This is a genomic window from Okeania sp. (assembly GCF_983059655.1).
In genome coordinates, this window is record NZ_CEZPJD010000007.1 from 20,527 (window position 1) to 34,003 (window position 13,477).

Genomic DNA, 13,477 nt, shown 5'->3' on the forward strand with positions numbered 1-13,477 from the left:
TTTTATGAAAGTTCGATATATTTACTCTGCTTGCGTCATTATTGAGACTGAAGAAATTACGATCTGCTACGATCCTTGGTTTTCACCAGGCGCGTATGATGGTTCTTGGTATCAATATCCACCTCTAAAAGAAAATCCTCTTGATATAATAGGAGCAAATGTTGATGTAATTTATATTTCCCATATTCATCCAGATCATTACGATCCTAAGTTTATCAAAAAATACCTTTCTAGGTATCCCGAAACAAAAATTGCGATCAGTAAAAACAGATCATTCTTGTATAAAAAAATGCAAATAGATGGTTTGCAGCCAGTGGAAATATCTCACGATCAAGTTGGCAAGACAAACCTGTATATATTCCCTAACAATGCTTATGAATTTGACAACATAGATACGGCGCTGGTAGTAACTAGAGAAAAACTATCTGTAGCAAATCTTAATGATAATCCATTTGATCGAAAGCAAATTGATGAAATATTGAGTGCTTGTCCAACAGGTAGACCAACTTTGGCCATGCTTCCATATTCAGGTGCTGGTCCCTACCCACAAACCTACGAATTTAATTCTGTTCAAGAACTCGAAGTTGCTGCTGAAGTTAAAAAGGAGCAATTTCTCAATCTCTATTCTTCCTATATCAAAGCCCTAAAACCAGTTAGGGCTTTGCCGTTTGCAGGCAAGTATTTTTTAGGGGGACCCTTATCTCGGTTGAACAAATATCGCGGGACCGCAGATCAGACAGATGTGCTGAGTAAGTATCCAGAAATATCTGTTGTTTTAGCGGACGGCGGACAAGCGTTTATCGATCTTAAAACTCTAGAGGTGTCTGAAGTGCGTTCTCAACCATATGACCGTTCACATATTGAGAAATACCTTGCTTTGTTGCCTTTCGAGGGATATGATTATGAAAAGGAAATTGTTCCTATTGAAGGACATAGTCTGCCGATTTTTCCATTGGTTAAAAGTGCGTATAGCAATGCTATAGAAAAAACCCATGTTCAAGAACCCTATTATTTTTGCATAAAACCCAACAAGTGGAAAAAGTATATAGTAATTAATTGCTTTTCCAAGGAAGAGGTGGTTTTGGCAGATAATGTTGACACTTTATGTCCAAGGAGTGAAATTTTCATTGACGAAAGGTATCTTTTTGGACTGTTAGTTCGTTTTTACCATTGGAATAATGCTGCGATCGGCTCTCATTATCGTGTAAAGCGAGTGCCAGATATCTACAAGATAGAAGTTTTTGCTTTTTTGAACAGATTTCATGTCTGAGCTATTATCATTTGAGTAGTGTTTTTTTGTTTTGTTCGCGTTCGCAATTCTCAGATACAATGAAACTAATAATTAGAGTCGATGCTTCTACACAAATAGGCACTGGTCATGTCATGCGTTGTTTGGCTTTAGCCCAAGCTTTCCAGGATGAAGGTGTAGAAGCTATTTTTGCTCTTGCTAACCACGCTCCGAATTTAGAATCCAGGCTAAAGTCTGAGGGGATGAAAGTAGTTCATCTGGATGTGGAGATGGGTAGCGTTGAGGATGCAAGTGAAACGTCAGAGTTAGCTCATAGTTGTGGTTGCCAGTGGTTAGTAGTGGATGGCTACCATTTTTTAGGGAAGTATCAGCGCATAATTAAAGATGCAGGGTTAAGCTTATTGTTTATTGATGATTACGGTCATGCAGAACATTATTATGCAGATTTTGTCTTAAATCAAAATGTTTATGCCCATGAGGGATTTTACCAAAATCGAGAGTCTTACACAAAACTTTTATTAGGCACTAAATATGCGTTGTTGAGACGAGAGTTTTGGCAATGGCAAGGGTGGGTAAGGGAAATACCATTAGTAGCTAGAAAAATTTTGGTGACTCTTGGTGGTGCAGATCCAGATAATGTTACGCTTAAAGTTATTCAAGCATTGCAGGAAGTGAGAGTTGAGGAGTTAGAGGTGGTTATAATTGTGGGAGGAAGTAATCCTCATTACGCAAAGCTTTTAGCTGCTGTAGAAAAATCAGAGGTGTCGATAGAGTTGCAAAAGAATGTGACTAATATGCCGGATTTGATGGCTTGGGCAGATGTAGCGATCGCTGCAGGAGGTTCAACTACCTGGGAACTGGCTTTTATGGGATTACCTAGTTTGCTGATAGTTTTGGCTGATAATCAAAAGGCGGTTGCCGATATACTAAACAATATGGGAGTCTCTGTAAATTTAGGGTGGCATAGTGATGTTTCTGCAAATTGTTTATCGCAAAATATCACTCAATTAATCAAGGAGGGAAAAAAACGATCGCAAATCACTAAACTTAGCCAACAGTTAGTAGATGGTGATGGTAGTAGTAGGGTCTTGATGCAACTAGAGGCCAAAAAGCTAAGATTGAGAAAGGTGCGTTACAGCGATCGTAAATTGTTGTGGGATTGGGCTAATGAAACGACTGTGCGCAAAGTTTCTTTTTCATCGGCAAAAATTCCCTGGGAAGATCATGTCAATTGGTTCGATTCCCTGTTAAACAACTCCAACTGCATAATCTACATTGGTGTTAATCAAGATGATTCTCCTATAGGACAAATTAGGTATAATATAGAGAATAGTGAAGCAGTAATTTCCATTAGCATTGCCAAGGAATTTCGCGCTCTAGGTTATGGCACTAATTTGATTTGGCTAGCTTCTGAAAAAATATTTGATGTTACCAGTATAAAAAAAATTCATGCTTATATAAAAGCTAGTAATTATGCCTCAATTCGAGCCTTTACAAATGCAGGTTTTTTACAGGAGTCAAAAACTGAAGTGCAAGGGCAACTTGCGATTCATTTAGTCAAACAAATATAAGAATTAAATTGGTTAAGACAGAGTATGAAAGAGATTAGCATTTTAGATAGAAAAATAGGTGATTCCTATTCTCCCTTTATTGTTGCCGAAATGTCAGGCAACCACAATCAGTCCTTAGAAAGAGCCTTAGAAATCGTAGAAGCAGCAGCCAAAACAGGGGCACACGCCCTCAAACTGCAAACCTACACTGCCGATACCATGACTCTCGATATCAAAGAGGGGGAGTTTTTTATTGATGACTCCAAGAGTTTATGGCAGGGTAAATCTCTACACGATTTGTACAAACAAGCATATACCCCTTGGGAGTGGCATCAACCCATATTTAACCGTTGTCGGGAACTAGAAATTATTTGCTTTAGCACTCCTTTTGATGCTACAGCAGTAGATTTTCTTGAATCTCTAAATGTCCCTTGCTACAAGATTGCCTCCTTTGAAAATACCGATTTACCTTTGATTCGTAAAGTTGCCAGCACTGGTAAGCCGATGATTATTTCTACTGGTATGGCAACTGTTGCCGAGTTGGATGAGACAGTGCGAACTGCTAGAGAAGCAGGTTGTCAAGATTTAATCTTGCTCAAATGTACCAGCACCTATCCGGCGACACCAGAAAATAGTAATATTTTGACTATTCCTCATTTACAAGAACTTTTCGATGTCCAAGTAGGTCTGTCAGATCATACAATGGGCACTGGAGTAGCTGTGGCAAGTGTTGCCTTGGGTGCTACAGTAATTGAAAAGCACTTTACTTTAAGGAGAGCTGATGGAGGAGTTGATTCAGCTTTTTCTATGGAACCAGAGGAAATGGCACAGCTTGTGATAGAGTCGAATAGGGCATGGCAGGGTTTGGGTAGAGTACAATATGGCCCTGTTGATGCTGAGAAGAGTTCTTTGGTATTTAGGCGATCGCTTTATGTTGCCAAAGATATGAAGGCGGGGGATATCTTTACCCCTGAAAATTTGAGGGCAGTGCGTCCTGGGTTGGGTTTACATCCTAAATATTACAAAATTTTAATAGGAAAATCAATTAATCAAGACGCAAAAATAGGAACGCCTCTAAGCTGGAATTTAATTGGATAAGTCAAACCAATAAGGAGTTAAGATAATGTCAAAAAATAAAAAGGTACTTTTTTTTGCACCATATTCTGGCCCTTGGGCATGGTTTCTACACACTCGCGTTGATGCAGTGGTAGCTACATCATTACAAATACGAGGCTGTGATGTTCTAGTGGTTGGTTGTGATGGAATTTATCAAGATTGTTATATTATTAGGGGGTCTGGAGATAGAAAACAAGAATTATGTCAAATTTGTTCTCAAGCAGGTCATAAGTTTTTTAGCGAAGATTTCAAACTCCCCTACATACAACTTCGGGAATTTATTACAGATGAAGATTATCAAGCAGCTTTTGAATGGGTAGAAACAGTTAACCCATCAAATTATCGTCATGCTGTTTATCAAGATTTAGCCCTGGGAGAGTGGGTTAGTTCATCTATTTATACTTTTTTCAGAATAACAGCCATAAGTTTGTCAAATCCTGAAGTGGGAAAAGTTCATAGACAATATTTGATAGATGGTTTATTAACTTATCGAGCTATTTCAAGAATATTCTCTGATTATCAACCAACAAATATGTTTTTATTTGGAGCGCGTTTAGCTCCATACCGCGTAGCATTTGAAGCTGCTCGCAAGTTCAAAATAGATGTTATAGTACAAGAAAAAGGTTATATAGATAGAAGTTATAGATTGTTTGATAATCATCATTGTTTGAGTGAAAAATTAGTGATTGATTTTTGTAATGCTTGGAAAAATACACCTCTAACTCAATTTGAATTAGAAGAGGTAAGACAGTATTTTGTCGAACGTGAATCTGGGAAAAATATGAATGGAGAAAAATATTATGAGTATAAAACAGAATATATTGACGTTTTAAATAAGCTTAATATACCACTAGGTGCTAAAATTTTCGCTGTTTTTACATCTAGTGAAGATGAACTAGCAATATATAAAGAATATGAAGGAATTACAAAACAGTTAGATGTTATAGATTCTCTCATCGAAATATTTTCAAAGCGGAATGAATATTTAGTAATTAGACATCATCCGAATATTTGGGGAGGAAGATTCAATCAAGGAGAAACTGATTTTCTCTCACGAGCTTATAAGCAAGCAATATCAGCTCCAAGTAATGTTAGAATTGTTATGCCATCTGAGGAATTAACTTCCTATGCTTTGCTATGGCATATCGATGCTGCTATTTGTTTTTTTAGTACAGTGTCTATTGAGGCAACAGTTAGAGGTATTCCTGCTGCATCGTTTGAAAATTCTATATATGGGCAAGCTTTGAGGCATACTTTTAATAGCTCGACACCAGAATATCTAGAAAAACAAGTTGATTACCTGATGTCAGAATTAGCTAAACCAACTTTAGAAGATTTAAGAAAATTATATCGTTTCACTCATGCCTATTTTCATAAATTTTCAGTTAAGTTTAGTTCGTTTGATACTAGGTCTATAAAATATCAGAGTAATGAAGAACTAAAACCAGGGAATGACCCAATGTTAGATCAAGTATGCGATCGCATTATTCATGGCTCTTATCTATATAATTTACCCGATGTGAATTATCCGAGTGAAACAAAAATAGAAGATGAATTTTTACTTCAAGAATTGACAGAAATTACACAAGCTCAACAAAAAATCAAGGTAAATATATCAGAAAAAAGCAACTTACATTTATCTTTCCCTTTAGCAATTATTTATGTAGATTTCCATAATGATTTAGAAAATCAAAAGAACTTATCAAATTGGAGAGAAAGACTCAGATGTAAGAATATTACTTTTCACGATGGAGGTGATTGTCAGGGTAAAAATCATCGTGATGTTATAGAATTACTAATTAATAAATTAGACAATATTCAGGAAGACTATGTTTTAGTAGCAAATAGCTTTATTCAACAATATGATGAGTCAATAGTATTATCAGCAATGGAAGTTTTAACCGCTGATGATAATGAAGTAAATCAGGGAGTATTATTTGGTGGCTGGCTTCCTTTTTCTGAAATAACCACTGAATATAGAATTTTTACTAGGCAAACTATTTTTACCGTCAAAGATCTAGTAACTATGAAGGAATATAAACAAGCAATGGCAAGTTTACCTTTACTTTATTATGTTCCTATCAGTATATTAGGATTTACTATTATTAGTAAGAATTGGCTAGTTAGTATTCTAAAAACTGCTCAAGAAATCTTAACAGTTAGTCAATTATCTGAATACTTATTTAACATGGTAGTGACATCAGATTCTATTCATAAAATTGAGTTACCAATGCTAGTAATTCATGAAAACTCAGCAATATTTAAAGACTTTTGGGAAAAAGATTTAGAAAAGGTGCTACGGGAAAGTTTAAGATTAAGAGAGATTAACCTGATTATTTTCCCAGATTGGAAACAGCCAGAAGATTTTCTATATGAAGAAATAGCAACTGTAATCAGAGCTGTTGCGAATAAGCAGGATAAGCAGAAGATTACCCTGCTAATTGATACTACCAATATAACTGATGAAGATGCCGATGCAGCCATATCTGGAATTGCCATGAGCTTGTTGATGGAAGAAGATTTGAATGTTGAAGATGGGCCAGAGATTGCCCTGATAGGAAACATAGGTTGGAAACCTTGGCAAACTCTTTTAAGGTTAAGTTATGGTCGAATTGTTTTAGAAAATGAAAATAAAGCAGTTATTTCCCAAATAGAAGCTGATGTAATCCCTTCATTAAAATTAGAAAATATTAGGTTAATGTCGTAGGAAGATGACTGAGTTACTTATTTTTATTTCCCATCAGTATAAATTTGCCACATTTGCTCGTATGCTTTTTCCATCTCCCTAGTAAATTGTTTGGCATTCCATAGTGGAGCTGTTTGCCTTGACTTTCTGAGTTTCCAAGATATTTGTTGTCGCAAGGCTTCATCTTTACCTAATCTAATTCCCCACTCCACATATTCTTCATCACTCCAAGCAATGCCTTCGGTAATACCAGCATTCATCATCATTGTATAGCTATTTCTAGAGCAAAACTGTTCGCCTACTTTTGTTACAATAGGAATACCAAACCATAGGGTTTCTAGAGTTGTAGTCGCACCATTATAAGGATAAGTATCTAAGATAATATCTGCGATACCTAAATTAGCTCGATGAATTTCTTCAAAGGCAACTCTCGGAATAAATCGCAAATATTTGCTATCCAAGCCTTCTTCTTCTGCTATTTTTAGCATAAATGTGTTAAGTGCTTCTGAATCACCAAAACCTTTAATCACAAAGTAGCTATTGGGCACTTCCTTGAGAATCTTCATTTGTAACCTGACAGTTTGAGGATTGTACTTAGGCCCTCTCTGAGCGCTAAAATAAACTACAGCATCACTAGGAATATTCAAGTCATTGCGACGTAGACTTGGCACGCCAATTTCAAAACCATCTACCGCTACATAAGTTTGAGGTAGTCGCCAGATTTTTTCTAAATAATAATCTCCTGCATTTTCTGGCAAAACATAGGGATCGGCAATAAAATAATCAATAGTTGGGATTCCTGAAGCATCCCAACCTAGCCAAGTGGCTTGAATAGGGGCAGGTTTACTTGCAACAATACCACAACTACTGCTTAATGTAATGCTATCAAGATCGATTAAGATGTCAATTTCATCTTGATAAATTTGTTCTGCTACTTCCGGACCGGCCAAACCATATCTGTAAGCTTGAGTAGCTTGCTGAACATACCATTGCTGTAAGGGGTCGTTCTCATTTTTTGATGCAAGTAAGTAAGCATAAATTTGAAAGCGATCGCGATTATGATGCTGAAATAACCATCTGGCTATCCAACCTACAGAATGTCTTCTCAGACAATGACAAAGATAACCTATCTTGAGAGGTTTTTTTGAAGGGATTGCTTTTCGATCTCTACCTTGACGATAAAGTTTAATGTTTTTCTCATACAGGGCTTCAAGATTTTTTTGGCAAACCTTTGCTACTTGAATGCGAAGTTTAACGTTGCTCTCCAAGCAATCTCGGAAATAAGGAAAAAAGAAGGCAGTATTGTATAAGCGAACTAGATTAACGCTTGCACCTATTTTGGTTAGATCGTGTTCGCTTAGAGATTTGAGCAATAACTCTTGTCGGTCGATTAAATTAGGAAGTTTTTCCCAATATCCACCTGCATTCATCATCGACCGTAAAATTATGTGATTGTAAAAAACTTTATCTGGCAATTCTTCTGCCAAAGAATATGATTGTTCAACCCACTCAATGGCTTTAGAATATTCACCAATATCTGCATAAAATGATGCTATAGCAATCATTAGTTCTGGATGTTGGTTCTGACGTAACCCGAGTTCACACAAACTAATTGCAGTGGGTTGTTCTTTTTTTGAATAAGCAATTTCATATACTACAGGTAACAACATTCTAGCAATATCTGTGGGTTCTGTGATTTTATTGACGCAAATCTCAGTAAATTTTATAGAAGACGGATGTAAAGGTGCATAGTTCAAGACTTTTTGCCAGACATGAACTAATAAATCATAATTTGATTCTAAAACTACTTCTGCCGTAAGTAATGAAATTACTCCTAAGTCAGTTAATTCATTTCCTGTATAGTTCTCAAGCTCAATAGATAAATCTACCAAATGCAAAAGATTATTTATTTCTGTAGGATTTAGTTCCCGGATATGCTGCCTAATTGCCCAAGCTATAGAGTAATCTTCTATGGTTGCTCGACGATTAGCTTCTGTTTCCAATACTTGGATCAATTCTGAAGTCCACTGCTCCACTATTTCATCTTCTTCCTCTGCCATACCTATCAACCAGGTCGTCTGCGCCTCCATCTCTTGCCCTTGCAAAAGCAACATTAGTCCTAAGTTCCAGTAGTGAGATTTATTTTGAGGTTCTGCTGATATTGCCTTTTCATAGAGATTTGCAGCTCTAGCATACTCCTCATCCATTAGGTATCTATCGGCTTGCTGTTGCCAATTAATTGTATTCATAAAAAAATAATTGTTGTAACAAAATAGGTAGCGTTTTAAGCGCTACCTAGATGTTTTGAGTATTTTTATTTGCTTGAGTGAAACTAGCAAAATTTTATTGCTGTTACTATATTTTAATACTATCTGACATCTGTCCAGCCAGGACCACCATTAGCTATACAAGTAGTAAGAGCACCGTAGGTGTAAGTCGCAGCAACAATTGTATTTTCACAAAGAATTGTCTGTGAAGTTAACGCTTGACCAGCTTGGACTAAAAATACAGTACCACCATATCCTCTCAAACCATTTCCTGCTTGACCAGTAACAGAAGTTGCTCCGGCTTGTGTGCCTATAGTACCAGTACCTATAGAATAGGTATAGTTAGTAGTTTCTGTTCTTATCCCTAACCCTAAGTCGCCTGCATTAGCAGCAAAATTAGTATTTTCAGCGTAATAAGCTTGCTGACCTTTGTTGATAGAACTAATATATTGCTTTGCTTCAGATTGCTTGGCCTTATTAGCTTGGTTCAAGAATGAAGGCAGAGCAATAGCAGACAAAATACCGATAATGATGATAACCACCAACAATTCAATCAGGGTAAAACCCTCTTCTTTTTTCTTCTTAGCAACGTGCTGCAAGAACTTGGCCTTAAATTCAGTTTTCATGTTTTCTCCTATAAAAATTGGACAAATAAAATTTATCTCCTGAACCTAACTTACCCAACTTCCCCAAATTTCATATCATCTCCCACAGAAATTTTTTCCTCAGTAGGTGAGTTTAATAATGTTGTCAAATGGCCAAAACGAGGAGGGACGAAATTTTAAGACAGTTATTGCGATGGTATGACTTAAAGCGATCGCTTTTTTCTTCTACCAACCTACTAACTATAAACTAAAGTTCCAACAAAACATAAAGAAAAGGATCTAAAGTATCCAAATAATTCCTTAACTTCCTCCCAACCACTACCCTGGCCTACAGTTTCCAGAGTAATAGGGTCTAATGGTCTAATCTTTACCAATCGTTCTACTAAAGACTCTATAGTACAAACCCCATCCCACAGAGGTAGTAGACAAACAGCAATACTACTATCTATATGAATAGGTGATCAGCTGGGCAACTTCACATAACTACTAATCTCAAAAGGCTTATAGTTATTGATACAGTTAATCAAATCCTCTCTAGCCTGAGAATTGCTCAACTGAGGATGGAGTTGTAATTTGGCCTTTTGCCAGTCAAAGTCAGTCCATTCTGAAACAGGGACAAAAGATTCATTTTCCTGGGGATGACCGCACCAAAAGTCTAGCAAACAGTGCATAGGTTGTAAAAGTTCAAATAAATGCAGTCGTTCCTCCACAGAAATTTCTGGCAAACTCATTCCTAGAAAAGCTGGCAAATCATCCTCATTTTTAAACAAATCCATTATTTCCCACTGTCGCCATTTCACCATATTAATAAATTCCAAATCGGCACTTTTCAAAGCAGCAAAAATTTCAGGGATGGTCAAACCTTTATCCTCCAGAAGTAAATAATTCATGTGTATCCATTCTTCATCTTTTGCCCTTTCTTGATTCCAAACTTGCCGCTTCAGTATGATGGAATCTTTCAAAGCTGCCAGAGTTTCTCGTGCCAACTCCATTTCCATTTCTCCAGGATTTTTATTCATTAATCCCATCATTTTGAAAACTTCTTGAGCTTTAAAGTAATAATGACGGTTTAGTGAACTATGGAGATTTGTTCTAATAATTCCATCAGGTTTTAAAACAGATTTCATTGCCTGCAAACCAATAACTATATCTGGCAATAAATAAAGCACTTCATCACAATTAATATAGTCAAACTCTAAACCTAAACTTGGCAATTATTCTATGGGCAATACATGAAATTCGGCATTATCAAAACCATGATATTGCAGACGTTTACGGGCTAATTCCACAGATTTTTCGGAAATATCAATACCAACTATTTTCGCCCCTGGATTTGCTTCTGCTAATACTAATGCTTTATAACCACTGCCACATCCCGCATCTAAAATAACTTTGCCTTCAGTGTTTATTACTTTTTGATTTCTCAGATAATATGGTGTGACTAGATTATGAATATAAAGTAATTCATAGTCATCTTTAGGAGATTTTTCTACAGGTACTCTAGGATAAGTTACTACATCAAATTGTTGACGGATTTTTGCTTGTAGTTCTGATTCTTGATAGTTCATAATTGTTTAATTAGTAATTCTGAGTTATAAATATACCTATTCTGTATAATTATGAATAGATTAAATTTTGATTGATATAAGCGTCGATATTAACATCGTAATATGAATAATCAAATAATTTTCATTCTCAAAGTCCTAATTCTCTCTGCTGGACTTTCCCTGTTAATAAAATATGGTGGCCCTTATATTTCTATTTCCTCTACAGCAACCAACGCCATCATAGCTGTACTCACGCCTCCAATAGTTGTAGGGATATTATTGGGGTGGCGACTTTTGCAGCAAGTTGAGAATGTAGAGTGAGCGATCGCTCCAATCAAAACATTAAGTATATTCTCAATTAAAGCTCAAATAATTACTATTTATTCAGGATTAACTAACCAAGTATATCCAAGATAAATAGGTTTTTACGATATTAAATAAACGACTATCAGCAGTATAAAAATCTGCTGATAATTGTTCTGCAAGAGCAAGATAATGAGCATCATAAGCTGCTGAGAGGGTTAAATTTTGAGCTAGATTTAAAGCACGTCGATGCAAACTAGCATTACCATGAAGGATAATTTCTAAATTCAAAATATATTCCAAAGCTTCTGTTGCCTCTTCTGAAGTCAATAAACCAGAAATAACGTAGCGATGAAAAGCATTAGTTACCTCGTAATAAAACTAAAGTGGGAGCAATTTTAGTATAGCCTCTCAATTCCCACTGAGTCCATAGATTACTAAAACTAGGTATTTCAGTACCACTAATTGCTAACCTAATAATAAAACTTGCATCTATGCAAATTATTTTTTTTTCATTCATTATCTCCATCTGGAAAGCAAACTTTCATTGATTTTTCTGTGCGTTCTTCTCTCATTTTGATAATCAATTCTTCAGGAGTTATTTCTAATGCTTTTTTACCTCGACGCTTTTGTATTTTATTTCCTAGTTCTTGGAGTTTTTGCAACGTGTTTTGCTTTTGATATTTATGTTGAATTTTAGTCTCTAATAAATTTCTTTCTTCTTCTGGAAAAAAACGAATAACTTGAGCTAAAGTTTGTACGAATTCAAAATTCATAATCAAGATATAATTTCTGGATTTTCAACATGGTATAGCAGTACGCATTAAGGCATTTGAAATTTCTAGAAGCTATTTGCAGAGCATTCCGTCAGAAAAAACCTAGAATTGCCCTCATTATTAGTAACATTCTTTTTTCAAACTGATATCAAACCTGAACCGAGAGGTCCAAAACCTCAACTTCCTCATAGTCCGTGCTGCAAATTTAACTTCTGACTTCTGACTTCTAACTTCTGACTTCAGCTATAATTCCAGCTTGCAAAACTGCCAACACTTGCTGCATATTTCCTGCCAACATAGCAGATACATCTAACCACAACCCCGGAAATACTACAGAACAAATTACCCCCCGTTCATTCGGTACCAAGGAAATATAATTCCCATCCTTTAAACTAAACCAATCAATTTTTTGCTCAAACACCTGCCAAACAATATATTCCCGTACTCCACTGCGCTGATAAGCAAGTTTTTTATCCCCTAAATCTATAGTTGCACTACTAGCAGCAATTTCCACCACCAACTCCGGTGGCCCTTCTATATACCCCTCATTGCTGAGTCTAGACTGTCCGCCACTTTCGGGTTTAATTAGCAAGACACCATCCGGTTGTAGTTCATTATCAATATCCAACCGAACTGTTGGTTCAATTCCCATTTGGACTTGAGGTGTAGCAGCTTGATAGACTCCCAACCAAGTAATTAAACGCCCGTGAGGTTCGGCGTGGGGTTGGAAACGTAATGGGGATGCCATATATACGACTCCTTGAATTAATTCAGCTTTTTTAAGTTCTGGCATAGCTTGATAACGACGCTCGAATTCTAGTCTAGTTAGGCGATCGCCATTTTCTAATGGTGGCAATTGATAATTTAAGATATTAGATGGTGAAGATGTCATATTCATTAATGGATAATGGATAATGGATAATTACCTCTTCCTTTTAGAGCTATGCTTTATAAACGTTTTTCTTAACATAAAAATTGACAAAATAGACAATTTATGTATCAGTTTTTCAAAGGTTTTTGTCAGAGAAAAAGTTTATGAAGAAGTACTTTTTTTTGATAACTTAATTAGTCTAGCCAAATATTTTCTTAGAGGTAAAGTCTATCTTAGGACTGATAAATTTCATAATAGATGATAAATACAGTATTAATAGTTAAAGTAGGTGGGTTTAATTATCCATAAAATAGCGATGGAAATTAAAAACTTTGAAAATTAGTTCAAAACTGCTTTCTAGCTTCATTTTCAGATTATTCGTTTTAATGTTTATTTATGCCCACCTAGTTTAATTTCAGGAAGTACTGTACTTTAATCAAGGCATAAACTGTAATTAAATATTACACAAATTCAAGATAGAATACATTAACCTATATATTTAAAATC

Annotated in this window: 11 protein-coding genes and 1 pseudogene; 5 read left to right on the plus strand and 7 right to left on the minus strand. The window is 35.9% G+C overall.

The features are described from left to right. The first annotated feature begins 4 nt into the window (after positions 1 to 4). The 4 genes from AC3DU7_RS01215 to AC3DU7_RS01230 are packed head-to-tail and all read left to right on the plus strand — an operon-like array spanning position 5 to position 6,622. On the plus strand, positions 5 to 1,270 hold the full coding sequence (locus AC3DU7_RS01215) for an MBL fold metallo-hydrolase (RefSeq protein ID WP_488037549.1): 1,266 nt from the start codon (positions 5 to 7) through the stop codon (positions 1,268 to 1,270). A 59-nt stretch (positions 1,271 to 1,329) separates the two neighbouring features. Continuing rightward, positions 1,330 to 2,820: a UDP-2,4-diacetamido-2,4,6-trideoxy-beta-L-altropyranose hydrolase gene (gene pseG, locus AC3DU7_RS01220; protein ID WP_488037550.1), complete on the plus strand. Its 1,491-nt coding sequence runs from the start codon at positions 1,330 to 1,332 to the stop codon at positions 2,818 to 2,820. A gap of 24 nt (positions 2,821 to 2,844) precedes the next feature. Then, on the plus strand, positions 2,845 to 3,897 hold the full coding sequence (gene pseI, locus AC3DU7_RS01225) for a pseudaminic acid synthase (protein WP_488037551.1): 1,053 nt from the start codon (positions 2,845 to 2,847) through the stop codon (positions 3,895 to 3,897). Positions 3,898 to 3,922: 25 nt separating this feature from the next. Beyond that, positions 3,923 to 6,622 (plus strand): hypothetical protein, encoded by a 2,700-nt coding sequence (locus AC3DU7_RS01230; RefSeq protein ID WP_488037552.1) that lies wholly within the window; start codon positions 3,923 to 3,925, stop codon positions 6,620 to 6,622. A gap of 23 nt (positions 6,623 to 6,645) precedes the next feature. Here the strand turns inward: AC3DU7_RS01230 and AC3DU7_RS01235 are convergent, their stop codons facing one another. The 3 genes and pseudogenes from AC3DU7_RS01235 to AC3DU7_RS01245 form a co-directional block, all read right to left on the minus strand. Beyond that, positions 6,646 to 8,850 carry an O-linked N-acetylglucosamine transferase, SPINDLY family protein gene (locus tag AC3DU7_RS01235; RefSeq protein WP_488037553.1) on the minus strand — a complete coding sequence of 735 codons (2,205 nt, stop codon included), beginning with the start codon at positions 8,848 to 8,850 and terminating at the stop codon, positions 6,646 to 6,648. Between the two features lie 119 nt (positions 8,851 to 8,969). Beyond that, entirely contained in the window at positions 8,970 to 9,494 is a 525-nt protein-coding gene (locus tag AC3DU7_RS01240; RefSeq protein ID WP_488037554.1) for a type IV pilin-like G/H family protein, read from the minus strand. Positions 9,495 to 9,720: 226 nt separating this feature from the next. Continuing rightward, a pseudogene (locus AC3DU7_RS01245) lies at positions 9,721 to 11,041 on the minus strand (class I SAM-dependent methyltransferase). A gap of 102 nt (positions 11,042 to 11,143) precedes the next feature. Here AC3DU7_RS01245 and AC3DU7_RS01250 point away from each other — a divergent pair. Next, entirely contained in the window at positions 11,144 to 11,341 is a 198-nt protein-coding gene (locus tag AC3DU7_RS01250) for a hypothetical protein (protein WP_488037555.1), read from the plus strand. Between the two features lie 69 nt (positions 11,342 to 11,410). Here the strand turns inward: AC3DU7_RS01250 and AC3DU7_RS01255 are convergent, their stop codons facing one another. The 4 genes from AC3DU7_RS01255 to AC3DU7_RS01270 form a co-directional block, all read right to left on the minus strand. Next, positions 11,411 to 11,653, minus strand: a complete 243-nt coding sequence (locus AC3DU7_RS01255; protein ID WP_488037556.1) for a type II toxin-antitoxin system VapC family toxin — start codon at positions 11,651 to 11,653, stop codon at positions 11,411 to 11,413. A gap of 31 nt (positions 11,654 to 11,684) precedes the next feature. Then, the gene (locus tag AC3DU7_RS01260) at positions 11,685 to 11,843 is read right to left on the minus strand and encodes a hypothetical protein (RefSeq protein WP_488037557.1); all 159 of its coding nucleotides are present in this window, start codon (positions 11,841 to 11,843) and stop codon (positions 11,685 to 11,687) included. Beyond that, positions 11,836 to 12,099: a hypothetical protein gene (locus AC3DU7_RS01265; protein WP_488037558.1), complete on the minus strand. Its 264-nt coding sequence runs from the start codon at positions 12,097 to 12,099 to the stop codon at positions 11,836 to 11,838. The genes AC3DU7_RS01260 and AC3DU7_RS01265 overlap by 8 nt, the downstream gene beginning before the upstream one ends. Before the next feature lie 226 nt (positions 12,100 to 12,325). Further along, the gene (locus tag AC3DU7_RS01270; RefSeq protein ID WP_488037559.1) at positions 12,326 to 12,997 is read right to left on the minus strand and encodes a Uma2 family endonuclease; all 672 of its coding nucleotides are present in this window, start codon (positions 12,995 to 12,997) and stop codon (positions 12,326 to 12,328) included. Positions 12,998 to 13,477: the final 480 nt, after the last annotated feature.

Excerpts from the sequence above, each read along its gene's own strand:
- AC3DU7_RS01215 (WP_488037549.1), top strand. The coding sequence starts at position 5 with ATGAAAGTTCGATATATTTACTCTGCTTGCGTCATTATTGAGACTGAA.
- pseG (WP_488037550.1), top strand. The coding sequence starts at position 1,330 with ATGAAACTAATAATTAGAGTCGATGCTTCTACACAAATAGGCACTGGT.
- pseI (WP_488037551.1), top strand. The coding sequence starts at position 2,845 with ATGAAAGAGATTAGCATTTTAGATAGAAAAATAGGTGATTCCTATTCT.
- AC3DU7_RS01230 (WP_488037552.1), top strand. The coding sequence starts at position 3,923 with ATGTCAAAAAATAAAAAGGTACTTTTTTTTGCACCATATTCTGGCCCT.
- AC3DU7_RS01235 (WP_488037553.1), bottom strand. The coding sequence starts at position 8,850 with ATGAATACAATTAATTGGCAACAGCAAGCCGATAGATACCTAATGGAT.
- AC3DU7_RS01240 (WP_488037554.1), bottom strand. The coding sequence starts at position 9,494 with ATGAAAACTGAATTTAAGGCCAAGTTCTTGCAGCACGTTGCTAAGAAG.
- AC3DU7_RS01250 (WP_488037555.1), top strand. The coding sequence starts at position 11,144 with ATGAATAATCAAATAATTTTCATTCTCAAAGTCCTAATTCTCTCTGCT.
- AC3DU7_RS01260 (WP_488037557.1), bottom strand. The coding sequence starts at position 11,843 with ATGAATGAAAAAAAAATAATTTGCATAGATGCAAGTTTTATTATTAGG.
- AC3DU7_RS01265 (WP_488037558.1), bottom strand. The coding sequence starts at position 12,099 with ATGAATTTTGAATTCGTACAAACTTTAGCTCAAGTTATTCGTTTTTTT.
- AC3DU7_RS01270 (WP_488037559.1), bottom strand. The coding sequence starts at position 12,997 with ATGAATATGACATCTTCACCATCTAATATCTTAAATTATCAATTGCCA.